Source organism: Salipiger mangrovisoli (assembly GCF_015223355.1).
Lineage (GTDB): Bacteria > Pseudomonadota > Alphaproteobacteria > Rhodobacterales > Rhodobacteraceae > Salipiger > Salipiger mangrovisoli.
Genome location: NZ_JADFFK010000007.1, coordinates 52299 through 75203, shown reverse-complemented (window position 1 = coordinate 75203; position 22905 = coordinate 52299). Strand labels below are relative to the sequence as shown.

18 protein-coding genes are annotated in these 22905 nt (G+C 68.6%); 8 read left to right on the top strand and 10 right to left on the bottom strand.

Features of this window, described 5'->3' with window-relative positions; translation table 11 throughout:
* Positions 1-38 precede the first annotated feature (38 nt).
* From IQ782_RS10760 to ilvD, 3 genes are all read left to right on the top strand, one after another.
* Positions 39-998, top strand: a complete 960-nt coding sequence (locus IQ782_RS10760) for an L-malyl-CoA/beta-methylmalyl-CoA lyase (RefSeq protein WP_194134639.1) — start codon at positions 39-41, stop codon at positions 996-998.
* Between the two features lie 185 nt (positions 999-1183).
* A complete protein-coding gene (gene rimK / locus IQ782_RS10755; RefSeq protein ID WP_194134638.1) occupies positions 1184-2581 on the top strand; it encodes a 30S ribosomal protein S6--L-glutamate ligase in 1398 nt (465 codons plus the stop codon).
* Positions 2582-2811: 230 nt separating this feature from the next.
* Positions 2812-4641, top strand: a complete 1830-nt coding sequence (gene ilvD, locus IQ782_RS10750; protein ID WP_194134637.1) for a dihydroxy-acid dehydratase — start codon at positions 2812-2814, stop codon at positions 4639-4641.
* Between the two features lie 143 nt (positions 4642-4784).
* Here ilvD and IQ782_RS10745 read toward each other — a convergent pair whose 3' ends face one another.
* The 9 genes from IQ782_RS10745 to IQ782_RS10705 form a co-directional block, all read right to left on the bottom strand.
* Positions 4785-5339, bottom strand: a complete 555-nt coding sequence (locus IQ782_RS10745) for an aminomethyltransferase family protein (RefSeq protein WP_194134636.1) — start codon at positions 5337-5339, stop codon at positions 4785-4787.
* On the bottom strand, positions 5332-8277 hold the full coding sequence (locus IQ782_RS10740) for a sarcosine oxidase subunit alpha family protein (RefSeq protein ID WP_194134635.1): 2946 nt from the start codon (positions 8275-8277) through the stop codon (positions 5332-5334). Before IQ782_RS10740 ends, IQ782_RS10745 begins: the two co-directional genes overlap by 8 nt.
* Positions 8274-8564 carry a sarcosine oxidase subunit delta gene (locus tag IQ782_RS10735; RefSeq protein ID WP_194134634.1) on the bottom strand — a complete coding sequence of 97 codons (291 nt, stop codon included), beginning with the start codon at positions 8562-8564 and terminating at the stop codon, positions 8274-8276. The genes IQ782_RS10740 and IQ782_RS10735 overlap by 4 nt, the downstream gene beginning before the upstream one ends.
* An 86-nt stretch (positions 8565-8650) precedes the next feature.
* Complete coding sequence (locus tag IQ782_RS10730; protein WP_194134633.1) at positions 8651-9901, bottom strand: sarcosine oxidase subunit beta family protein; 1251 nt, start codon at positions 9899-9901, stop codon at positions 8651-8653.
* A gap of 29 nt (positions 9902-9930) precedes the next feature.
* Entirely contained in the window at positions 9931-11235 is a 1305-nt protein-coding gene (glnT, locus tag IQ782_RS10725) for a type III glutamate--ammonia ligase (protein WP_194134632.1), read from the bottom strand.
* 77 nt (positions 11236-11312) lie between these two features.
* Complete coding sequence (locus IQ782_RS10720) at positions 11313-12650, bottom strand: FMN-binding glutamate synthase family protein (protein WP_194134631.1); 1338 nt, start codon at positions 12648-12650, stop codon at positions 11313-11315.
* Between the two features lie 10 nt (positions 12651-12660).
* Positions 12661-13344 (bottom strand): GltB/FmdC/FwdC-like GXGXG domain-containing protein, encoded by a 684-nt coding sequence (locus IQ782_RS10715; protein WP_194134630.1) that lies wholly within the window; start codon positions 13342-13344, stop codon positions 12661-12663.
* Positions 13345-13347: 3 nt separating this feature from the next.
* Positions 13348-14235 carry a class II glutamine amidotransferase gene (locus IQ782_RS10710; RefSeq protein WP_194134629.1) on the bottom strand — a complete coding sequence of 296 codons (888 nt, stop codon included), beginning with the start codon at positions 14233-14235 and terminating at the stop codon, positions 13348-13350.
* Positions 14236-14378: 143 nt separating this feature from the next.
* Complete coding sequence (locus IQ782_RS10705) at positions 14379-15017, bottom strand: helix-turn-helix domain-containing protein (protein ID WP_092419414.1); 639 nt, start codon at positions 15015-15017, stop codon at positions 14379-14381.
* Between the two features lie 242 nt (positions 15018-15259).
* Here IQ782_RS10705 and hisS point away from each other — a divergent pair, with 242 nt between their 5' ends.
* From hisS to hisG, 3 genes are read left to right on the top strand one after another with little or no spacing between them, the layout of a single operon-like run.
* Positions 15260-16732: a histidine--tRNA ligase gene (gene hisS, locus IQ782_RS10700; RefSeq protein ID WP_194134628.1), complete on the top strand. Its 1473-nt coding sequence runs from the start codon at positions 15260-15262 to the stop codon at positions 16730-16732.
* The gene (locus IQ782_RS10695; protein ID WP_194134627.1) at positions 16723-17805 is read left to right on the top strand and encodes an ATP phosphoribosyltransferase regulatory subunit; all 1083 of its coding nucleotides are present in this window, start codon (positions 16723-16725) and stop codon (positions 17803-17805) included. The genes hisS and IQ782_RS10695 overlap by 10 nt, the downstream gene beginning before the upstream one ends.
* Entirely contained in the window at positions 17802-18494 is a 693-nt protein-coding gene (hisG, locus tag IQ782_RS10690) for an ATP phosphoribosyltransferase (protein WP_194134626.1), read from the top strand. The genes IQ782_RS10695 and hisG overlap by 4 nt, the downstream gene beginning before the upstream one ends.
* 88 nt (positions 18495-18582) lie before the next feature.
* On the opposite strand, the gene yghU is transcribed toward hisG, so the two are convergent.
* Positions 18583-19440, bottom strand: a complete 858-nt coding sequence (gene yghU / locus IQ782_RS10685; RefSeq protein WP_194134625.1) for a glutathione-dependent disulfide-bond oxidoreductase — start codon at positions 19438-19440, stop codon at positions 18583-18585.
* Between the two features lie 262 nt (positions 19441-19702).
* Between yghU and IQ782_RS10680 the strand changes: the two genes are divergently transcribed.
* Together IQ782_RS10680 and pdeM are read left to right on the top strand one after the other, a co-directional pair.
* Positions 19703-22117 carry a ligase-associated DNA damage response DEXH box helicase gene (locus IQ782_RS10680; protein ID WP_194134821.1) on the top strand — a complete coding sequence of 805 codons (2415 nt, stop codon included), beginning with the start codon at positions 19703-19705 and terminating at the stop codon, positions 22115-22117.
* Between the two features lie 86 nt (positions 22118-22203).
* Positions 22204-22869 carry a ligase-associated DNA damage response endonuclease PdeM gene (gene pdeM / locus IQ782_RS10675; protein WP_194134624.1) on the top strand — a complete coding sequence of 222 codons (666 nt, stop codon included), beginning with the start codon at positions 22204-22206 and terminating at the stop codon, positions 22867-22869.
* The last annotated feature ends 36 nt before the right edge of the window (positions 22870-22905 follow it).

Sequence of the window (22905 nt, the reverse complement as noted above, 5' to 3'; positions counted from 1 at the left end):
CCACATGTGTAATTTCATTACCCAAAGGAGCCCACCGAATGAGCTTTCGCATCCAGCCCGCCGCGCCTGCCCGTCCGAACCGCTGCCAGCTCTTCGGCCCCGGCTCGCGCCCGGCGATCTTCGAGAAGATGGCCGCCTCGGCCGCGGATGTGATCAACCTCGACCTCGAGGATTCCGTGGCCCCGGACGACAAGGATAGTGCCCGCGCCAATATCATAGAGGCCATCGGCGATATCGACTGGGGCAAGAAGACGCTGTCGGTGCGCATCAACGGGCTCGACACGCCCTATTGGTACCGCGACGTGGTGGACCTTCTGGAGCAGGCCAGCGACCGGATCGACCAGATCATGATCCCGAAAGTGGGCTGCGCCGCCGACCTCTATGCCGTCGATGCTCTGGTGACCGCGGTGGAACGCGCCAAGGGCCGGACCAAGCCGATCAAGTTCGAGGTGATCATCGAAAGCGCCGCCGGCATCGCCCATGTCGAGGAGATCGCCGCCGGCTCGCCCCGGCTCGAGGCGATGAGCCTCGGCGCGGCGGATTTCGCCGCCTCGATGGGCATGGCGACCACCGGCATCGGCGGCACGCAGGAGAATTACTACATGCTGCACGACGGCGCGAAGCACTGGTCCGACCCGTGGCACTGGGCGCAGGCCGCCATCGTCGCCGCCTGCCGCACCCATGGCGTGCTGCCGGTCGACGGGCCCTTCGGCGATTTCTCGGATGACGAGGGCTTCCGCGCGCAGGCGCTGCGCTCGGCGACGCTGGGCATGGTCGGCAAATGGGCGATCCACCCAAAGCAGGTGGCACTGGCCAACGAGGTCTTCACCCCCTCCGAGGGCGCGGTGACCGAGGCGCGCGAGATCCTCGCCGCCATGGAGGCCGCCAAGGCCAAGGGCGAGGGCGCGACGGTCTACAAGGGCCGGTTGGTGGACATCGCCTCGATCAAGCAGGCCGAGGTGATCGTGCGCCAGTCCGAGATGATCGCCAGCGCCTGAGCCGCCGCGGGCGCGGTCCCGGCAAGGACATCGTGCCGCCCGCGTTGCCCTCTGCCATACCGCCGCTACGTCAAGGACCGTCGAATTGAGCGTTCCCTTGCGGGAGCGCCGCGTGCCGTATTGCGCCTGTCACATTGCGCGGATAGAGGCCGTCAATCCGACCCCGGCCCGCGAAGGAGGTAGACATGACGCAGTTCACGCTTGGATGGGAAGAATGGCTTGCCCTGCCCGGCCTCGGCCTGCCCGCGATCCGCGCCAAGGTCGATACCGGCGCGCGGACATCGGCGCTGCACGCCTTCGCGATCGAGCCCTTCGGCTCCGCCGACAAGCCGATGGTGCGCTTCGCCATCCACCCCGATCCGCAGGAGCCGGGTCTCGAGATCATCTGCTCGGCCCCGCTCAAGGACCGGCGCGAGGTGACCTCGTCCAACGGCGAGACAGAGCTGCGCTTCGTCATCGAGACCGAGGTCAGCATGGGCACACGCAGCTGGCCGATCGAGATCACCCTCACCGACCGCGGCAGCATGGCCTACCGGATGCTGCTCGGCCGCAGCGCGCTGCTTGACGACATGGTGGTCTCGCCCAGTCACCGCTTGCAGCAGCCGGAGCTCGATTTCGATGCCTACCACGGCATCCCGCGCCACAAGCAGCACCGCCGCGCCCTGCGCCTCGCGGTGCTCACCCGCGAGCCCGACAATTATTCCACCCGCAAGCTGATCGAGGCTGCCGAACACCGTGGCCATACGATGGAGGTGATCGACACCTCTCGTTGCTACATGAACATCCGCGCGGTCGGCGGCGAGGTGCATTACGACGGCCGCCGCCTGCCGCACTACGACGCGGTGATCCCGCGCATCGGTGCCTCGATCACCAGCTACGGCACCGCCGTGGTGCGCCAGTTCGAGAGCATGGGCACCTATTGCCTTGCCTGCTCCGAGGGCATCACCGTCTCGCGCGACAAGCTGCACGCGCACCAGGTGCTGGCGCGCCACCGCATCGGCATGCCGACCACCGCCTTTGCCCGCAGCCCCAAGGATTCGGGCAACCTTGTGGATCTCGTGGGCGGCGCGCCGCTGGTGCTGAAGCTGCTGGAGAGCAGCCAGGGCAAGGGCGTGGTGCTGGCCGAGACCCCGAAGGCCGCCGAGAGCGTTATCAGCGCCTTCCAGGGGCTCAAGGCCGACTTCCTCGTGCAGAGCTTCGTCAAGGAGGCCGCGGGCGAGGACATCCGCTGCCTCGTGGTCGGCGGCAAGGTGGTGGCCACCATGCGCCGCCGCGGCAAGCCCGACGACTTCCGATCGAACCTGCACCAGGGCGGCACCGCCGAGCCGGTGCGGATCTCCAAGACCGAGCGCGAAGTGGCCATCAAGGCGGCGCGGGCGATGAAGCTCGACGTGGCGGGCGTGGACCTGCTGCGCGGCGCCGATGGGCCGAAGGTGTTGGAGGTGAACAGCTCGCCCGGTCTGGAAGGGATCGAGAAGGTCTCGGGCAAGGACATCTCGGGGCTGATCATCGAGCATATCGAGGCGAAGGTGGCCCCCAAGCCGGCGCGTGCCAAGAGCCGGGGCAAGCGTAGCGCCGGGTAATGCGGCGCGGTCCCCGGGCCCGGCGCGTGTCCGGGCCGCGCAGACCCGCCGCGGCAGACCCGGAAAGAAACCACCTCTTCGCCGATACCGACGGGAACTTTAGGGCAGAGACACAGCCACGCGGCGCAACCTTCTTGCGCAACGCCGCAGTGCGGCATCCCCTTGCCCTTGCCGCTGCCCCCCGAGAGCGTTAAACACCCCCGGTAATCCAAACTCCGAGGGGATGCCCCATGCCTGCCTATCGCTCCCGCACCACCACCCACGGCCGCAACATGGCCGGCGCCCGCGGCCTGTGGCGCGCCACAGGCATGACGGATGGCGACTGGAACAAGCCCATTATCGCCATCGTGAACAGCTTCACCCAGTTCGTGCCGGGCCACGTGCACCTGAAGGATCTCGGGCAGATGGTCGCCCGCGAGGTCGAAAAGGCCGGCGGTGTCGCCAAGGAATTCAACACCATCGCGGTCGATGACGGCATCGCCATGGGCCACGACGGCATGCTCTACTCGCTGCCCTCGCGCGAGATCATCGCCGACTCGGTGGAATACATGGTCAACGCGCATTGCGCCGACGCGATGGTCTGCATCTCGAACTGCGACAAGATCACCCCCGGCATGCTGATGGCCGCAATGCGGCTCAACATCCCCGTGGTCTTCGTCTCGGGCGGCCCGATGGAAGCCGGCAAGGTCAACTGGGAAGGCACCGAGAGGGCGCTCGACCTGGTCGACGCCATGGTCGCCGCCGCCGATGACAAGTACACCGACGCGCAGGTCCAGGCGATCGAGGAAGCCGCCTGCCCGACCTGCGGGTCGTGCTCGGGCATGTTCACCGCCAACTCGATGAACTGCCTGACCGAGGCGCTTGGCCTCTCGCTGCCCGGCAACGGCTCGACGCTGGCCACCCACTCGGACCGCCAGCGCCTCTTCGTCGAGGCCGGCCACCTGATCGTCGATCTGGCCAAGCGTTACTACGAGCAGGACGATGCCTCGGTGCTGCCGCGCTCGATCGCCACGGTGAAGGCCTTCGAGAACGCCATGACGCTCGACATCGCCATGGGCGGCTCGACCAACACCGTGCTGCACCTGCTGGCCGCCGCCAACGAGGGCGAGGTGCCCTTCGACATGACCGACATCGACCGGCTGTCGCGCAACGTGCCGGTGCTGTGCAAGGTCGCGCCCGCCAAGGATGACGTGCACATGGAAGACGTGCACCGCGCCGGCGGCATCATGTCGATCCTCGGCCAGCTCGACCGCGCCGGGCTGCTCGACACCTCGGTCTACACCGTCCACGCCGAGACCATGGCCCATGCGCTCGACCGCTGGGACGTGACGCGCACCAACTCGGAATCGGTGCACGACTTCTTCCGCGCCGCGCCGGGCGGCGTGCGCTCGACCACGGCCTTCTCGCAGTCGATGCGCTATGACAGCCTCGACCTCGACCGGCAGAAGGGCGTGATCCGCGACGCCGAGCACGCCTTCTCGAAGGACGGCGGGCTTGCGGTGCTCTACGGCAACCTCGCCGAGGACGGCTGCATCGTGAAGACCGCGGGCGTGGACGAGTCGATCCTGAAGTTCACCGGCCCCGCGCGCATCTTTGAATCGCAGGATACCGCGGTCAGCGCGATCCTGACCGGCAAGGTGCACAAGGGCGACGTGGTGCTGATCCGCTACGAGGGTCCGCGCGGCGGTCCGGGCATGCAGGAGATGCTCTACCCGACCTCCTACCTGAAGTCGAAGGGCCTCGGGAAGGATTGCGCGCTTGTCACCGACGGCCGTTTCTCGGGCGGCTCCTCGGGGCTGTCGATCGGCCACGTCTCGCCGGAAGCGGCGGAAGGCGGCACCATCGGCCTCGTGGAAGAGGGCGATCTGATCGAGATCGACATCCCGAAGCGCAAGATCCACCTCGCGGTGGACGACGCGGTGATCGCCGAGCGCCGCGCCGTCCGCGAGGCGAAGGGCTGGCAGCCGGAGGAAAAGCGCAAGCGCAAGATCTCCAAGGCGCTGAAGGCCTACGCCGCGCTGACCACCTCGGCCGCCAAGGGTGCCGTGCGCCAGATCTGAGCGCCGCCCGGTCCAGGAAAGCTGCACCGGCCATCCCGACGGGGTGGCCGGTTCGCGTTTGCGGGAGCGCGCCGAGGGGGCTCCGCCCCCGGCCGCTGCGCGGCCTCCCCCGGGGATACTTGGACCTAGAAGAAAGCGCCGCGTCAGGGCAGTGCCAGCCGTTGTCCCGCCGTTTCGAGCGCATGCCACAGGCTGGCGGTGGCAGAGCGCATGGCAAGCAGCCGGAGCCGGGACGACGACAGCCGGAGCGCATGTACCGGCAGGTGGTGCATCTGGCAGCGCGTGGCGCGGCCCGGCGCGAGGGCCTCGGGCGGCAGGTTGACCAGACGCTCGAGGAGCCGCGCGATCAGCGGCTCGGGGGCCGTGACATCCACCACGGTCCAGCCGTCGGTCTGCTCGGTCACCGAGCATCCGGGCGCGGCATCGCGCAGCGCCGCAGCGAAATCCGTGTCCGCCAACCCCTCGGCGAGGACCATCCACTGGCCCGCGCCGGTCCAGAAGGCGAGGTGGGCCTGCGCCGCCGCCAGGCCACCGGGGCCGGGCAGCAGGAGACCGAAGGGCGCGGCCCCGGCGGTGCCGCGGCGCAGGGCCAGCGAGGCGATGGCGATGTCCGGACGCTCGGCCAGGGCAAGCGCGCCTGGCGCGGTCTGGCGCGGCGTCTCGGCGCCGAAGACGGTGAGGGGAATGAGGTCAGTCACGCAGGCGCGCTCCTTCGGGATCGACGAAATGCGGCGGCACGACCCGCAGCGCGGCCTTCGTGCCCTCGAGCGGGTTGACGGCGAGAATGAGCTCGCCGATGCGGCAATCGCCGTCCTCGAGCACCCCCAGACCGATGGACCTGCCGACATGCGGCGAGACGCAGGCCGAGGTGATCCAGCCCTGGTCATGGGCCATGTCCTGCGGCGCGCCCGGCGTGAAGAGATGTGATCCGGGAACCACCGGGACGTTCGGGTCCTCGGGCAGCAGCCCGACAAGGCGGCGGCGGTCTCCGGCCAGCCCCTCGCGTCGCGACATGACCGCGCCGATCGAATCCTTCTTGTCCGAGACCATCCGGCCGAGCCCGAGCATCGCCGCGGTGGTCTGACCGTTCAGCTCGGCCCCCGCCGCGTGGCCCTTCTCGATGCGTAGCACGCCGAGCGCCTCGGTGCCATAGGGGGTGACGCCGAGGTCGGCCCCCTGCTCCATCAGCCGCTGCATCAGCGCCGCGCCGTAGCGGGCGGGCACGGCGATCTCATAGGCCAGCTCGCCGGAGAAGGAGATGCGGAAGATCCGCGCGCGCAAGCCCCCGCAGACGGTGAGCGAGGCGCAGGCCATGAAGGGGAAGGCCGCGTTCGACAGGTCGAACCCGTCCACGATCCGCGACAGCAGCTCGCGCGAGCGCGGCCCTGCCACGGCGATTTGCGCCCAGGCATCGGTGGTCGAGAGGATCTGCACGTCGAGCTCCGGCCAGAGGCACTGCCGCGCGAACTCCATGTTGCGGTAGACCAGCCCGGCGTTGCCGGTGGTGGTGGTGACCACGTAGTGATCCTCGGCCATCCGCGCGCAGGTGCCGTCGTCGTAGAGATGCCCATCCTCGCGCAGCATCAGCCCGTAGCGGACTCGGCCGACCTTCAGCGTGCCCATCATGTTGGAATAGACCCGGTCGAGGAACTCCCCGGCATTGCTGCCCTGCACGTCGATCTTGCCCAGCGTCGTCACGTCGCAGAGGCCGACGGCGCTGCGCACGGCCGTCGCCTCGCGATCGACGCTTTCGCGCCAATGGGTTTCGCCGGGGCGCGGGAAATACTGCGCCCGCAACCACGGTCCGACCTCGGTGAAGGCCGCGCCCTGTGCCTCGGCCCAATGGTGGGTCGGGGTCAGGCGTGTCGGGCGGAAGTCCTTGCCCGTGTCGCCGCCGCCGAGGACCGAGAGCGAGACGCCGGTATAGGGCGGGCGGAAGATGGTGGTTCCGGTTTCGGCAACGCTCTTGCCGGTCAGCTCGGCCATCACCGCGAGCGCCGTGACATTGGCGGTCTTGCCCTGGTCCGTGGCCATGCCGAGCGTGGTCCAGCGCTTCAGGTGCTCGACGGGGCGCATGTTCTCCTTGTGGGCCAGCGCGATGTCCTTGACGGTCACGTCGTTCTGGAAGTCTACCCAGGCGCGCGCCTTGCCGGACACGTGCCAGAAGGCAGACTGGCGCAGGGGCTTGTCTTCGGCCCCAGGCAGGCGGGGGAGCGCCGCGCTGATCCCAAGCTCCGACAGGGCCGCCTGCGCCGCCCGCGCGCCATCCTTGAGCGCGGCAGAGGTCGAGCCACGCCCGGCACAGGCACCGGCGGGGATGAGGCCCCGCGGCCCGCCCTCGCCCGGCACGAAGGCCAGAAGCTCCTCGTTCCAGACCGGGCGTCCGCGGTGGTGCGAGGCGAGATGCAGGTTGGGGTTCCAGCCGCCCGAGACGCCAAGCGCATGGCATTCGAGCCAGTCGGCGCGGCCGTCACGGGTGATCTCGATCGAACTCAATCCCAGCCGCCCGTGTGTGCCGGTGACCTGCGCCCCGGCAAAAAGCTGGTAGTCGCCGAAGCGCGGGGCATCCACACGCGGGTCGATCACGCCGAGCAGGTTGGCACCCTTTGCCAGCAGATCCAGCGCGGTGCGGTGGCCGTCGTCGTTGTTGGTGAAGACCGCGATCCGGTCCTGCGGCCTTGCCACGGGCAGCGCCGCCCAGCGGTTGGCGTAGGCGCGCAGGGCGCCCGCCAGCAGGATGCCGGGGCGGTCGTTGGCGGCAAAGGGGATGTGCCGCTCGGTCGCGCCCGCCGCCAGCACGCTGCGTTTCGCGGTGATCCGCCAGAGCGTCTGGCGCACCAGCGCCCCCGGTTCGGGCAGGTGATCGGCGACGCGCTCCACGGCACCAAAGATGCCATGATCATAGGCGCCGAAGACCGTGGTGCGGGAGAGGATGCGCACGTTCGGCAGGGCGCGCAGTTCCGCGTCCACGGCCGCCACCCAGTCGGGTGCCGGGGCCTCGTCCAGCGGATCGCTCTCGGCCAGCAGGCGACCGCCGAGGCGGAAGTCCTCGTCGGCCAGCACCACCTGCGCACCGGCGCGGGCGGCGGTCAGCGCCGCCGACAGCCCCGCCGCACCTGCGCCGATGACCAAGAGGTCGCAGTGCAGGTAGCCGCGGTCGTACGCGTCGGGATCGGCCTCGCCCGAGAGCGCGCCGAGACCCGCCGCGCGGCGGATCATCGGCTCGTAGAGCTTTTCCCAGAAGGCGCGGGGCCACATGAAGGTCTTGTAGTAAAAGCCCGCCGCAAAGAAGGGCGAGAGCAGATCGTTCACCGCCAGTGCGTCGAAACCGAGCGGGCCGACGTGGTTCTGGCTGCGCGCGGTGAGCCCCTCGTAGAGCTCGGCCACGGTGGCGCGGGTGTTGGGCTCGGCGCGGGCCCCGCTGCGCAGGGTGACGAGGGCGTTGGGTTCTTCGGAGCCCGCCGAGACCGGCCCGCGCGGGCGGTGGTACTTGAAACTGCGGCCCATCAGGCGCACGCCGTTCGCCAGCAGTGCCGAGGCCAGCGTGTCGCCGGGGTGGCCGGTGTAGCTTCTGCCGTTGAAGCTGAAGGTAAGCGTCTGGCTGCGGTCGATCAGGCCGCCGGGGATGCGGGTCATTCGGCGGCTCCCCTCAGGGCCTTTGCCACCTCCGACGCCAGTTCGGCCCCGAGGATTTCATGGGTCAGCGTGTTGCGGGTCACCACCAGCCAGGAACGGTCGCCGTGTTCGTGGAACCACAGTTCGCGGTGCACGCCCGCCGGGTTGCCCCTCAGGAAGACGTAGTCGCAGAAGGCGGCCTCGGCGCCCTCCCCCTCGGGCGAGGGGCGGTCCAGCAGCGCGGCGTCGCCGAGGTAGGTGAATTCCTGCGCGTCGCGCAGGCCAAGAAGCGGGTGCGGGATCAGCATTGGGGCCTGTCCGGTGAAGCGTTGTGGGGCCGCCCGGCGTGACGCGGGGCGAGCGGGTGGATATGGGCGGCACGCATGAGTGGGCCTCAGTGCAGGTTCGGCTGGGCGCCCGCGCCCTTTTCGTCGATGAGATGCCCGCGCGCGAAGCGGTCGAGCCGGTAGGCCCTTGCAGTCTCATGCGGGCGGCCGGTGGCCAGAAGATGGGCAAAGGCGTAGCCCGAGGCCGGCGTCGCCTTGAATCCGCCGTAGCACCAGCCGGCGTTGAGGTAGAGCCCGTCCACCGGCGTCGCGTCGATGATCGGCGAGCCGTCCATCGACATGTCCATGATGCCGCCCCAGCTGCGCAGCAGCCGCGCCCGACCGATCATCGGCATGAGGGCCATGCCGCCCTCGGCCACGTCCTCGACCACCGGCAGGTTGCCGCGCTGCGCGTAGGAATTGTAGCCGTCGATGTCACCGCCGAAGACCAGCCCGCCCTTGTCGGACTGGCTGATGTAGAAATGCCCGGCGCCGAAGGTGATCACCGTGTCGATGAGCGGCTTCAGCCCCTCGCTGACGAAGGCCTGCAGCACGTGGCTCTCGATCGGCAGGCGCATCCCGGCCATCTGCATGACCCGGCTGGACGAGCCCGCCACCGCCACGCCGACCTTGCCCGCACCGATGTAGCCGCGCGTGGTCTCGACGCCCCTGACTGCGCCGCCCTCGATGCGGAAACCGGTGACCTCGCAGTTCTGGAGGATGTCGACGCCGCGCATGTCGGCGCCGCGCGCGTAGCCCCAGGCGACGCCGTCATGCCGGGCGGTGCCGGCGCGCGCCTGCAGTAGGCCACCCTTGATCGGGAAACGGGCGTTGTCGAAGTTGAGATAGGGCAGCCGCGCGCGCAGTTCCTCGGGCCCCAGCAGCTGCGCGTCCGCCCCGGCCAGCAGCATGGCGTTGCCGCGCCGCCGGTAGGCATCGCGCTGCGCGTCGGAGTGGTAGAGGTTGATGATCCCGCGCTGGCTGACCATCGAGTTGAAGTTGGTCTCCTGCTCGAGCGTCTCCCAGAGCTTCATCGAGAACTCGTAGAAGGGCTCGTTGCCGGGCAGCAGGTAGTTCGAGCGGATGATCGTGGTGTTGCGCCCGATGTTGCCCGAGCCGAGCCAGCCCTTCTCCAGCACCGCCACCTTCGCCTGACCGAAGGTCTTCGCGAGGTAGAAGGCGGTGGCGAGCCCGTGCCCGCCGCCGCCCACGATGACGAAGTCATAGGCCGGCTTGGGCTCGGGATCGCGCCAGAGCGGTTTCCAACCCCTGTGCCCGGTGAGGGCTTCCTTGATGACCCGGAGGCCGGAGAAATGCATGGCTCTGCTCTCGTGCAATGGGAGATGGGTCAGATGTCGAGCGTGTTGTCGCGTTCCCAGCGGGAGAAATGCGAGACGAAGGAGGTCCACTCCTGCATCTTCATCTTGCTGTAGGACGCCGAGAAGGCGTCGCCCATCATGCCCTTCAGCTCGGCATCGGCGTCATAGGCGCGGATGGCATCCAGCAGGTTGAGCGGCAAGCGCGGCGCATCCGTCACCAAGTGGCCCTCGGCGTACATGTCGATATCGTGGCGCTTGCCCGGATCGGCCTTGGAGCGGATGCCGGACAGGCCCGCTGCGATGATCACCGCCTGCAGCAGGTAGGGGTTCACCGCGCCGTCGGGCAGGCGCAGCTCGAAGCGTCCGGGGCCGGGCACGCGCACCATGTGAGTGCGGTTGTTGCCGGTCCAGGTGACGGTATTGGGCGCCCAGGTCGCGCCCGACATGGTGCGCGGCGCGTTGATCCGCTTGTAGCTGTTCACCGTGGGATTGGTGATCGCCGCCAGCGCCTCGGCATGCTTCATGATGCCGCCAAGGAAGTGCCGGCCCTGATCCGACAGGCCCAGTTCCTTGTCCTTGTCGGCAAAGGCGTTGACCTTGCCCTCGGCATCCCAGACCGAGATATGCGCGTGGCAGCCGTTGCCGGTCAGCCCCTCGATGGGTTTCGGCATGAAGGTGGCGCGCAGCCCGTGGTTTTCGGCGACGGATTTCACCATGAACTTGAAGAAGCTGTGGCGATCGGCGGTGGTGAGCGCGTCGGCGAACTCCCAGTTCATCTCGAACTGGCCGTTGGCATCCTCGTGGTCGTTCTGGTACGGGCCCCAGCCCAGCTCCAGCATGTAGTTGCAGATCTCGGCGATCACGTCGTAGCGGCGCATCACCGCCTGCTGGTCGTAGCAGGGTTTCTCGGCGGTATCGAAGGGGTCGGAGATCTGCTCGCCCTCGGGGGTCAGCAGGAAGAACTCGGCCTCGATCCCGGTCTTCACCCGCAGCCCTTCCGAGGCCGCCTCGGCCACCAGCTTGCGCAGCACGTTGCGCGGTGCCTGCTCGACATCCTCGCCTTCCATCACGCAATTGGCGGGCACCCAGGCGACCTCGGGCTTCCACGGCAGCTGGATCGCGGCCTCCGCGTCGGGCACGGCGAGCATGTCCGGATGCGCTGGGGTGAGGTCGAGCCATGTGGCAAAACCCGCGAAACCGGCACCATCCTCCTGCATGTCCGCGATCGCCTGCGCCGGTACCAGCTTGGCACGCTGCCCGCCGAAGAGGTCGGTATAGGAGATCATGAAGTACTTCACGCCGCGCGCACGGGCGAATTCGGCCAGATCAGCCATGGAGGTCCCTTTCATTCCCTGTGGGTATCGGCGGGGCGTTGGCCGCCCTCGCCGGTTTGCGTCCAGGTGTCGGCCCGTCAGAAGCCACCCTTGCCCGGCCACCAGTTTGTCCCGGCAAGCGGCACCTGCGCCATGGCGGCGGCCTCCATCGTCAGCGCGCAAAGGTCTTCCGGCTCGAGATTGTGCACATGGCTCTTGCCGCAGGCCCGCGCGATGGTCTGGCACTCGAGGGTCATCACGTTGAGATAGTTGCGCAGCCGCCGCCCCGCGGCGATCGGGTCGAGCCGGGCCATCAGCGCCGGATCCTGCGTGGTGATGCCCGCCGGGTCGCGGCCCTCGTGCCAGTCGTCATAGGCCCCGGCGGTGGTGCCGAGCTTTTGATACTCATCTTCCCACTTGGGATCGTTGTCGCCGAGCGCGATCAGCGCGGCGGTGCCGATGGCCACCGCATCCGCGCCGAGCGCCAGCGCCTTGGCCACATCCGCGCCGCTGCGGATGCCGCCCGAGACCACCAGCTGCACCTCGCGGTGCATGCCCAGATCCTGCAGCGCCTGCACCGCGGGGCGGATGCAGGCCAGCGTCGGCTGGCCGACGTGCTCGATGAACACGTCCTGCGTCGCGGCGGTGCCGCCCTGCATGCCGTCGAGCACCACCACGTCGGCCCCGGCCTTCACCGCCAGCGCGGTGTCGTAATAGGGGCGCGCGCCGCCGATCTTCACGTAGATCGGCTTTTCCCAGCCGGTGATCTCGCGCAGTTCGAGAATCTTGATCTCGAGGTCATCCGGCCCGGTCCAGTCCGGGTGACGGCAGGCCGAGCGCTGGTCGATGCCCACGGGCAGATCGCGCATCCCGGCAACCCGCTCGGTGATCTTCTGGCCGAGCAGCATGCCGCCGCCGCCGGGCTTGGCGCCCTGCCCCACGACCACCTCGATGGCATCGGCGCGGCGCAGGTCGTCCGGGTTCATGCCGTAACGGCTCGGCAGGTACTGGTAGACCAGTTTTTCGCTATGCCCGCGTTCTTCCTCGGTCATGCCGCCGTCGCCGGTGGTGGTCGAGGTGCCGGAGAGCGTGGCGCCGCGGCCGAGCGCCTCCTTGGCGTTGCCCGAGAGCGCGCCGAAGGACATGCCGGCGATGGTGATCGGGATCTTCAGCTCGATCGGCTTCTTGGCAAAGCGCGTGCCGAGCACCACCGAAGTGTCGCACTTCTCGCGGTAGCCCTCGAGCGGGTAGCGGCTCATCGAGGCACCGAGGAACAGCAGGTCGTCGAAATGCGGCACGCGGCGCTTCGCCCCGCCGCCGCGGATGTCGTAGATGCCGGTCGCCGCCGCGCGGCGGATCTCGGAGTTGACCTCGCGCGAGAAGGTCCAGGATTGGCGCGGGTCGGTCTGGGGCGTTGTCTGGGGTGTCTTGTCCATGGTCCGCTCCTCAGTAGGCGTCGGCGTGGTCGATGTTGAAATGGTAGAGATTGCGCGCCGAGCCGTAGCGCCTGAACTCCTCGGGCTTGGCATCCGCCCCGGCGCGTTCGAGCAGGCCGCGCAGGATCTCTAGGTGCTCGGGGCGCATCTCCTTCTCGACGCAATCCGCGCCCAGAGATTTCACCGCGCCGCGCACGAAGAGCCGCGCCTCGTAGAGGCTGTCCCCCAGCGCATCGCCAGCATTGCCCAGAACGACCAGATTGCCCTTCTGCGCCATGAAGGCGGACATGTGGCCGATGTTGCCGTGCACGACGATGTCGATGCCCTTCATCGAGATGCCGCAGCGCGAACTGGCGTTGCCCTTGATGTTGAGCAGCCCGCCATGGCCGGTGGCCCCGGCGTATTGGCTGGCATCCCCCTCGATGATCACCTCGCCGGACATCATGTTCTCGGCCACGCCCGGACCGGCAGAGCCGGTCACATGCACGGTGGCAAGCTTATTCATCCCGGCGCAGTAGTAGCCAGTCGAGCCCTTCACGGTGACCGAGATCGGCCCGTCGAGCCCCACCGCCATCGCATGCGCGCCGCGCGGGTTCTCGATGGTGTAGGCCTCGTTGCCCTTGGCCTTGGCGGCGGACTGGAGCGTGGCGTTGACCTCGCGCAGCTCGGTTTTCAGCATATCCAGAACGGGCATGAATCAACGCTCCCAGAAGTAGACGGTGGCGGGCTCGGGTTCCCAGACGCGGGCGGCGTCGATCCCCGGCAGATCCGCAAAGGCGCGGTATTCGCTGGCGAAGGCGACGTAATCCTCGGTCTCGGCCATCACGGCGGGCTTGCAGGCGATGGGATCGCGCACCACGCCGAAGCCGTTCTTGGTGCCGGTGACGAAGGTGAAGAAGCCGTCTAGGTCCTTCAGCGTGCCTTCCAGCGCCTCGCCCAGCGATGCGCCCTCGGCGATGCGCGAGGAGATATAGGCCGCGCCCACCTCGGTGTCGTTCTCGGTCTTGGTGAAGACGCCCTTCTTGGCGAGCTTGCGGCGCATGGCATTGTGGTTCGACAGCGAACCGTTGTGCACGAGGCACTGGTCGCCCGCGGTGGAGAACGGATGCGCGCCGAGCGTGGTCACCGCGCTTTCGGTCGCCATGCGGGTGTGGCCGATGCCGTGGCTGCCGCCCATCTCGCGGATGCCGAAGCGGGCGGCGACGTCCTTGGGCAGGCCGACCTCCTTGTAGATTTCCATGCTCTCGCCCGAGCCCATGACCCGCATGCCGCGCGCCTCGAGGAAGGCCAGCGCCTCGGTCTCCGTCGCGACCGGCAGGGTCAGCACGGCATGGGTGCTGGCGACGCGCATCGTCACCTCGGTGCCGAGCGCCTCGGAAAGCGCCGCGTCGAGGCCGGCGAAGTCCTCGTCCGGCGTGTCGGACTGGACGGTGATCTTCAGGCCGGATGCCGCATCCCCGTAGATCGCGATGCCGGCGCTGTCCGGGCCGCGATCGGTCATGGTGATAAGCATGTCGGTGAGCATGTCGCCCAGCCGGGGGCGCAGGTCATCCTTTTTCAGGAACAGGCCAACGATGCCGCACATGGATCCTCCATAGTGTCTGGAACGGGCGGGACCGCCCTTTGCTCAATATCACTATAGAGAAAACTTTATTCTCCCGAAGAAAACCGCCCTCGTGGGGAAGAATATTTTCCTCTCTGGAATTTTTGCCCGCGGATTGGGCAGAGTCACCGCTGCTGTGGGTAGGTAATGATCGACAGGTAGCGGATCGGGAGGGACATCAGTTCCTCAGGTCCGTGCGGCGCGTCGGAGTCGAACAGCAGCGAGTCGCCCGGCTCCATGCGGTAGAGCCGGTCTCCGTGGCGGTAGCCCATTTCGCCCTCGAGCATGTAGAGCAGTTCGATCCCCTCGTGCTGGAAGGTTGGGAACTGGTCGCTCTCGCTGTCGAGGCTGATCATGTAGGGCTCGACGACAACGCCCGAGTTGTTCGACCCGATATGGCCGAGCAGGTGGTACTGGTGCCCGGCACGGGTGCCGGCGCGCTCGATCTCCACACCCTCGCCCGCCTTGACGTGCATGCAGCCACGCTCTTCCTCGTAACCGGAGAAGAGCTGCACCAGCGGCACGCGCAGCGCATGGGCGAGCGTCGAGATGGTGGTGAGCGACGGAGAGATGACGCCGTTTTCGATCTTCGAGAGCATCCCCACCGACAGGCCGGTCTGCGTGGCCAGATCGGCCACGGTCATCCGCTGCCGCTTGCGCAGATCGCGCACCTGCCGCCCGATCGCCACCTCGAGATTCTTCTCGCGCTGCTCGCGCAGGGCGTGGGGGTTCTGCCGCAGCGCCTTGTCGTCCTGCTTGGCCATCGGTGCTCCTTCGTCTTCCAGCGCGACGGAGGCTTCGCAATAGTCCTCCCCGTAAGCCGCAAGGCTGCGCATACCGCTTCAGTCTCGGCAAGACCCCACTCCCGCGTCCCCGTCGCCCGCGCCCCGGCGGCCACAATTGCACGGGCAGGCTCGCCAAAGCCTCGGACCCCAAGGCCTTTGCTTGCTCCTTGGTGGTCAAGCGGCTATGGGATGCGCGCAATCTGGACAGCCGGAGCGAGGCCATGGCCAAGGAAAAGAAAGCCCCCCGCCCCCGGGCACAAACGCCCAAGGGGTTCCGCGACTATTTCGGCACGGAAGTGACCGAGCGTGCGCATATGCTGCATACCATCGCCGGGGTCTATCATCGCTACGGCTTCGAGGCGCTGGAAAGCTCCGCCGTGGAGACCGTCGAGGCGCTCGGCAAGTTCCTTCCGGACGTCGACCGTCCGAACGAGGGTGTCTTTGCCTGGGAAGACGATGACGACGGTTGGGTGGCGCTGCGCTACGACCTGACCGCGCCGCTGGCGCGGGTCTACGCCCAGCACCGCAACGACCTGCCCACCCCCTACCGGCGCTATGCCATGGGGCCGGTCTGGCGCAACGAAAAGCCCGGACCGGGCCGCTTCCGCCAGTTCTACCAGTGCGATGCGGATACCGTGGGCGCGCCCTCGGTGGCCGCCGACGCCGAGATCTGCGCGATGCTGTCGGACACGCTGGAAGAGGTCGGCATCCCGCGCGGCGACTATCTGGTGCGGGTCAACAACCGCAAGGTTCTGAACGGCGTGCTCGAGACCATGGGCCTGTCGGATGACGCGCAGCAGCAGGCTGTCCTGCGCACCATCGACAAGTTCGACAAGGTCGGCGAAAGCGGCGTGCGCGAGCTTCTGGGCAAGGGGCGTCTCGACGCCTCCGGCGCCTATATCGACGGCGTGGGCCTGTCCGACGATCAGGCGGCGCCGGTGCTGGCCTTCCTGACCTCCAAGGGCGCGGATGCCGCCGCGACGCTGGCCAACCTGCGCGCTGCCATCGGCGGCTCGGCCATTGGCGCCGAGGGCGTGGATGAGCTGGAACAGATCGCCACCCTGCTCGACGCGGGCGGCTACGGCTCCAGCCGCATCGAGATCGACCCTTCGGTCGTGCGCGGCCTCGGCTATTACACCGGCCCGGTGTTCGAGGCGGAGCTCACCTTCGAGATCCTCGACGAGAAGGGCCGCAAGCGGCAGTTCGGCTCGGTCTCGGGCGGCGGGCGCTACGACGATCTGGTCAAGCGTTTCACCGGCCAGTCGGTGCCCGCGACGGGCGTCTCGATCGGTGTCGACCGGCTGCTCGCCGCGCTGCGCGCCAAGGGCCGCATCGGCGGCACCGCGCAGGGCCCGGTGGTGGTCACGGTGATGGATAAGGACCGTATGGCCGACTACCAGTCGATGGTCGCCGAGCTGCGAAACAACGGCATCCGGGCCGAGGTCTACCTCGGCAACCCGAAGAACTTCGGCAACCAGCTCAAGTATGCCGACAAGCGCGAATCCCCCGTGGCCGTCATCGAAGGTGGCGACGAGAAGGCGCGCGGTGTGGTGCAGATCAAGGACCTGATCCTCGGCGCGAAGCTGGCGCAGAGTGCCAGCCTCGAGGAGTGGAAGGAACGGCCCTCGCAATACGAGGTCACGCGCGACCAACTGGTCGCCAAGGTGCGCGAGATCCTGAGCCAATGGGCGTGAGTTTCGCCGCCGAGAAGGCCGAGGCGGAGCGGCTGAGGGCGGTCTTCGCCGAGGCTGGGGCGCAGCCGCTCGACTGCGCGATCATGCAGTCGGCCGAGACGCTGCTGGACCTCTACGGCGAGGACATCCGCGCCCGCGCCTATGTCACCCACGACCCGAGCCGCGGCGAGATGATGCTGCGTCCCGACTTCACCGTGCCGGTGGTCGAGATGCACATGTCGCACGGCGCCGACCCCGCCCGCTACACCTACGCGGGCGAGGTCTTCCGCCGCCAGGAAGAGCACCCCGAGCGCCCGTCGGAATATTACCAGGTCGGCTACGAGGTGTTTGACCGCGGCGACCAGGCGCATCTCGACGCCGAGGTCTTCGCGCTGTTTGCCGAGGTGCTGAAACCCTACAATCTGCGCCCGGTGACCGGCGACATCGGCATTCTGACCGCCGCAGTGGCCGGGCTGCAAACCTCGCAGAAACGCCGCGACGCGCTCCTGCGCCACATCTGGCGGCCGCGCCGCTTCCGCGCCCTGCTCGACCGTTACTCGGGCAAGACACCGGTGCCCGCGACCCGCGCGGCGATGCTGGCGCAGGCGGATCCGATGGCCAAGGCAGGCCCGGTGATCGGCGTGCGCAGCGAGCGCGAGATCGCGGCCCGCATTTCCGCGTTGCGCGCCGATGCCGACGAGCCGGCCCTGCCACGTGGACAGGTCGAGCTGATCGACGCCGTGCTCGCCGTGCGCGAGACCTGTTCGTTCGCGCTTGAGCACCTTCATGACATCGCCGTGGACATGCCTGCCCTGCTGCCCGCGCTCGAGAGCTTCGAGCGCCGCTGCGAGGCGCTCACCGCGCGCGGCATCGATGTCAGCGAACTCGACTTCGAGGCCAGCTATGGCCGCAGCTCGATGGAATATTACGACGGCTTCGCCTTCGGCTTCCTCTGCGAGAGCCGCCCGGATCTGCCCCCCGTCGCCACCGGCGGGCGCTACGACGCGCTGACCCGGCGATTGGGCGGCGGTCAGGAAATCCCGGCGGTGGGCGGGGTGATCCGGCCGGGCATCCTTCTGGAGGTGGCACGATGACCCTCAAGCTTGGTGTGCCCTCCAAGGGCCGTTTAATGGAAAAGACCTTCGACTGGTTCGGCGCGCGCGGCGTCACGCTGTCGCGCACCGGCTCGGACCGCGAGTACGCGGGCGCGGTCGCGGGCGTGGGCGGCGTGTCGCTGGTGCTGCTCTCGGCCGGGGAAATCCCGCGCGAACTGGCCGCCGGGCGCATCCACCTCGGCGTCACCGGCACCGATCTCATCCGCGAGAAGCTGGTGCAATGGGACCAGAAGGTCGAGCAGCTTGCCGAGCTGGGCTTCGGTCAGGCCGATCTCATCGTCGCCGTGCCCGCCGCCTGGGTCGACGTGGACACGCTTGATGATCTCGACGGGGCCGCCGCCGCCTTCCGCGCGCGCCACGGCTTCCGCATGCGCATCGCGACAAAGTATCACCGCCTGGTGCGCGACTACCTGCGCATGGGCGGCGTCGCCGACTACCAGCTGGTCGACAGCCAGGGCGCGACCGAGGGCACGGTGAAGAACCTCACCGCCGAGGCCATCGCCGACATCACCTCGACCGGCGAGACGCTGCGCGCCAACCACCTCAAGGTGCTGGCCGAGGAGCCGGTGCTGCGCTCGCAGGCCACGCTCTTCCGCTCGCGCACCGCCAAGATGACCGAGGCCGATCGCGAGGCGCTGCGCATGCTGACCGAGATGCTCGGCGTCTGATCAACGAAAAGGCCCCCGCCGCGGCGGGGGCCAAATCTCTTTGAAGAGATTTGCAACGTCCTTCGAAGGACGTTGCCCCTCCCCCTTGTCAGGCCTCCAGCTTGTCCTGCGTGCGCAGCTCGAAGTCCGAGGCGTCGTGGCGCTCGTGCAGCTGCTCTTCCAGAGGACCCGTGGCCTTGTTGACCATCCGGCCGCGCTTCACCGCCGGGCGGGCATCGATCTCGCGCGCCCAACGCTGGACGTTCTTGTAGCTCTCGACCTCGAGGAACTCGCCGGCGCTGTAGGCGCGGCCGAGCGCGAGGTTGCCGTACCAGCACCAGATCGCGATGTCGGCGATGGTGTAGTCGTCGCCGGTCATGAACCGGCGCTCCGCGAGGTTGCGGTCCAGCACGTCGAGCTGGCGCTTGGTCTCCATCGCGAAGCGGTTGATCGGATACTCGAACTTCTCCGGAGCATAGGCGTAGAAGTGCCCGAAGCCGCCACCGAGATAGGGCGCGCTGCCCATCTGCCAGAACAGCCAGCTCAGCATTTCGGCGCGGCGCTCCGGCGCGCCGAGGAAAGCGCCGAACTTCTCTGCGAGGTGCAGCAGGATCGCGCCGGATTCGAAGACCCGCACCGGCGTGTCGCCCGAGCGGTCGAGCAGCGCCGGGATCTTCGAGTTCGGGTTCACCTCGACGAAGCCCGAGCCGAACTGGTCGCCGTCGCCGATGCGGATCAGCCAGGCATCGTACTCGGCGTCATGGCCGGCGGCGAGCAGCTCCTCGAACATCACCCCGACCTTCTGGCCGTTGGGCGTGGCGAGGCTGTAGAGCTGGAACGGGTGCTTGCCGACCGGCAGCGGCTTGTCATGGGTCGCCCCGGCAATCGGACGGTTGATCGAGGCGAACTGGCCGCCGTTCTCGGCGTCCCAGGTCCAGACCTTGGGAGGGGTGTATTCGGCGTTCATGAAAGAAAGCTCCATTCTCTGATTGGGGGAAACCTAGTGGTTTGGAGTGGAAACGCCAGAGCCCGCGCTGTGCATGGCGGCACAGAAGGGTGTGAGCGGGCTGCTGCGCTGATCCCGGCGGCGGCTCGGCTCGGGCATCCGCGACTGATTGGGGGCTCTGCCCCCGCCCGCGCTGTGCGCGGCCTCCCCCGGGATATTTCTGCCTAGAAGAAAGGCGATGCGGCGTGCTTTTCCTCGGGCCGCGGGCGCCTATCTTCGAGGCATGTCCGACCTGCCCGCCTCTCTTGACCAGTGGTTCGCCGCGCGCGGCTGGAGCCTGCACCCGCATCAGCGCGCCATGCTGGAGCGGGCGGGCGCGCCGGCGCTGCTGCTCATCGCGCCCACGGGGGGCGGCAAGACGCTGGCCGGGTTCCTGCCGACGCTGGCCGAGCTGACCGCGGCGCCTCGAACCGGGCTCCACACGCTCTACGTCTCGCCGCTGAAGGCGCTGGCGGCGGACATCCGGCGCAACCTGCTCATCCCCGTCGAGGAGGCGGGCCTGCCGATCCGCGTCGAGGACCACACCGGAGACACCTCGTCCTCGCGCAAGCGGCGGCAACGGGCCGACCCGCCGCATATCCTGCTGACAACGCCCGAGAGCCTTGCCATGCTGACCTCCTACGAGGATGCGCCGCGCATCTTCGCGGGGCTGCAAAGGGTGGTGGTCGACGAGATCCACGCCCTTGCCGAGAGCAAGCGCGGCGATCAGCTGATGCTGGCGCTGGCGCGGCTGCAGCGGCTCTGCCCGGGGCTGCGGCGCGTGGGGCTCTCGGCAACGGTGGAGGACCCGCAGGCCATCGCCCGGCTGCTGGCCAGGCACCCGGACCCCTGCGAGATCCTCGAGGCCGATCCCGGCCCCGAGCCCGACATCTCCATGCTGCGGACCGAGGCCGCCCCACCCTGGTCCGGCGGCGGCGCGGCCCATGCGATCCCGGCGGTGCTGGAACAGGTCAAACAGCACCGCACCACGCTTATTTTCCACAACACCCGGGCTCAGGCGGAGATTTTCTTTCACAAGCTCTGGCTGGCCAATGACGACGCGCTGCCGATCGGCATCCACCACGGCTCGCTCGACCGCGGCCAGCGCGAGAAGGTCGAGGCCGCCATGGTACGCGGCGATCTTCGCGCGATCGTCTGCACCGGTTCGCTCGACCTCGGGATCGACTGGGGCGATGTCGATCTGGTGATCCAGATCGGTGCGCCGAAAAACGTCAAGCGTCTGGTGCAGCGGATCGGCCGCGCCAACCATCGCTACAACGCGCCAAGCAAGGCGCTGCTGGTTCCCGCCAACCGCTTCGAGGTGGTGGAATGCCTCGCGGCGCTCGAAGCGGTACGGGCGCAAGATCTTGACGGCGAAAGCCGCGGGCCGGGCCCGCGCGACGTGCTCTGCCAGCACATCCTTATCGCCGCCTGTGCCGGGCCGTTCGACGCGGATGACCTCTACGCCGAGATGACCACGGCGGGCGCCTATGCCGGGCTCGGCCGCGCGGAGTTCGACGCCTGCCTGCAGTTCTGCGCCACCGGCGGCTACGCGCTGCGCGCCTACGACCAGTGGCAGCGGCTGAAGCAGCGCGAGGACGGGCTCTGGCAGCTGCGCGATCCGCGCTCGGCCGCGCGGATTCGGCAGAACATCGGCACCATCCAGGACACGGACACGCTCAAGGTGCGCTACCGCGGCCGCGGCGGCGCGCCGCTCGGCGAGATCGAGGAGGGCTTCGCGGCGCAGCTGAGCCGCGGAGACACCTTCCTTATCGGCGGGCAGATCGTGCGCTACGAGGGGCTGCGCGAGATGACGGTCGAGGTCAGCCGCGACGCCCACAGCAAGCCGAAGATCGCCACCTTCATGGGCACCAAATTCGCCACCTCCACCCAGCTTTCCGAGCGCATTTTGCGCCTGTTCTCGCAGGAGGACTGGCCCGGTCTGCCAGCCCATACCGCCGACTGGCTGCACCGGCAGCGCAAGGTGTCGCGCCTGCCCGAGCCCGGACGGCTGCTGATCGAGAGCTTTCCGCACGACGGCCGCGAGCAGCTGGTGGTCTACGGCTTTGCCGGGCGCAACGCGATGCAGACGCTGGGGCTGCTGCTGACCAAGCGCATGGAAGAGGAAGGGCTGGCCCCCATGGGCTTCGTCGCGACCGATTACGCCGTGCTGATCTGGGGGCTCGACGCGGTGGTCGATCCCGCGCCGCTCTTCGATCTGGCGGCGCTGGAGGCGGGGCTCGAGGGCTGGCTGGCGGGCAACGCGGTGATGAAGCGCACCTTTCGGGCCTCGGCCACCATCGCCGGGCTGATCGAACGCAACCACGGCGGCCAGCGCAAGACCGGGCGGCAGGCGACAATGTCCTCGGACATCCTTTACGACACGTTGGTGAAATACGATCCCGGCCACCTGCTGTTGCAGATCACCCGGGAGGAGGCGATGCGCGGACTGGTCGATTTCGCCCGCATCCGCGAGATGTGCGCGCGCATCGGGGGTCGGATCGATCTCGTCCGGCTGGACCGGCTCTCGCCGCTCTCGGCACCGTTGTTTCTCGAGCCCGGCCGTGTGCCGATCCGCGGCAGCGCCGAGGCACGGCTGCTGGAAGAGGAGGTCGGCGCGCTCCTGCGCGAGGCGGGGCTGTGGGAGATCGGCGCGTGAGGGGGCTCTGCCCCCGGCCGCTGCGCGGCCTCCCCCGGGATATTTGGGCCTAGAAGAAAGTCGGACGCTCTGGCATTTCAGCGGGCATGACGGGATTGGGTATCGAGTTCTGCGGGGCGGCGCTGAAGGCGCTTGGGTCAGGGGCGCTGTTCTGGCCCGCCGAACGGCTGCTGGTGGTTTCCGACCTGCACCTTGGCAAATCGGCCCGGCTCGCGGCGCGGGGCGGTGCCCTGCTGCCGCCCTATGAGGGGCGCGAAACCTTGCTTCGGCTGGAGCGCGACCTCGAGGCCACCGGCGCGCGGCGCGTGGTCTGTCTTGGCGACAGTTTCGACGCGGCGGGGATCGACCTCCTGCTGCCGGAGGAGGAGCGGCTGTGGATCGCCCGGCTGCAGGCGGGGCGCGACTGGATGTGGCTCGAGGGCAACCACGATCCGGGGCCGGTGTCGCTTGGCGGCACGCATCTTGCGCAGCTGGACCTGGGCGGGCTGGTGCTGCGTCACATCGCCAAGCCGGGTGCGCGCGGCGAGATCTCGGGGCATTACCACCCCAAGGCGCGGCTGGTGTTGCGCGGCGGGCGGGTGATCACGCGGGCCTGTTTCCTGGTGGACCGGGCGCGGCTGCTGATGCCCGCCTATGGGGCCTACACCGGCGGGCTGCGCACGGACAGCCCGGCGCTTGCCGGGCTCATGGAGGCGGGCGCGCGGGCGATCCTCACCGGGGAGAAGCCACTGGCGATCCCGATGCCGCGCTGAAGGCGCCGGGCGGCGTCGCGCCCGGCGCTCCCATGC

Bases quoted from the DNA above. Each gene is read 5' to 3' on its own strand.
- IQ782_RS10760 (WP_194134639.1), top strand. From the start codon at position 39: ATGAGCTTTCGCATCCAGCCCGCCGCGCCTGCCCGTCCGAACCGCTGC.
- rimK (WP_194134638.1), top strand. From the start codon at position 1,184: ATGACGCAGTTCACGCTTGGATGGGAAGAATGGCTTGCCCTGCCCGGC.
- ilvD (WP_194134637.1), top strand. From the start codon at position 2,812: ATGCCTGCCTATCGCTCCCGCACCACCACCCACGGCCGCAACATGGCC.
- IQ782_RS10740 (WP_194134635.1), bottom strand. From the start codon at position 8,277: ATGACCCGCATCCCCGGCGGCCTGATCGACCGCAGCCAGACGCTTACC.
- IQ782_RS10735 (WP_194134634.1), bottom strand. From the start codon at position 8,564: ATGCTGATCCCGCACCCGCTTCTTGGCCTGCGCGACGCGCAGGAATTC.
- IQ782_RS10730 (WP_194134633.1), bottom strand. From the start codon at position 9,901: ATGCATTTCTCCGGCCTCCGGGTCATCAAGGAAGCCCTCACCGGGCAC.
- glnT (WP_194134632.1), bottom strand. From the start codon at position 11,235: ATGGCTGATCTGGCCGAATTCGCCCGTGCGCGCGGCGTGAAGTACTTC.
- IQ782_RS10720 (WP_194134631.1), bottom strand. From the start codon at position 12,650: ATGGACAAGACACCCCAGACAACGCCCCAGACCGACCCGCGCCAATCC.
- IQ782_RS10715 (WP_194134630.1), bottom strand. From the start codon at position 13,344: ATGCCCGTTCTGGATATGCTGAAAACCGAGCTGCGCGAGGTCAACGCC.
- IQ782_RS10710 (WP_194134629.1), bottom strand. From the start codon at position 14,235: ATGTGCGGCATCGTTGGCCTGTTCCTGAAAAAGGATGACCTGCGCCCC.
- IQ782_RS10705 (WP_092419414.1), bottom strand. From the start codon at position 15,017: ATGGCCAAGCAGGACGACAAGGCGCTGCGGCAGAACCCCCACGCCCTG.
- hisS (WP_194134628.1), top strand. From the start codon at position 15,260: ATGGCCAAGGAAAAGAAAGCCCCCCGCCCCCGGGCACAAACGCCCAAG.
- IQ782_RS10695 (WP_194134627.1), top strand. From the start codon at position 16,723: ATGGGCGTGAGTTTCGCCGCCGAGAAGGCCGAGGCGGAGCGGCTGAGG.
- hisG (WP_194134626.1), top strand. From the start codon at position 17,802: ATGACCCTCAAGCTTGGTGTGCCCTCCAAGGGCCGTTTAATGGAAAAG.
- yghU (WP_194134625.1), bottom strand. From the start codon at position 19,440: ATGAACGCCGAATACACCCCTCCCAAGGTCTGGACCTGGGACGCCGAG.
- IQ782_RS10680 (WP_194134821.1), top strand. From the start codon at position 19,703: ATGTCCGACCTGCCCGCCTCTCTTGACCAGTGGTTCGCCGCGCGCGGC.
- pdeM (WP_194134624.1), top strand. From the start codon at position 22,204: ATGACGGGATTGGGTATCGAGTTCTGCGGGGCGGCGCTGAAGGCGCTT.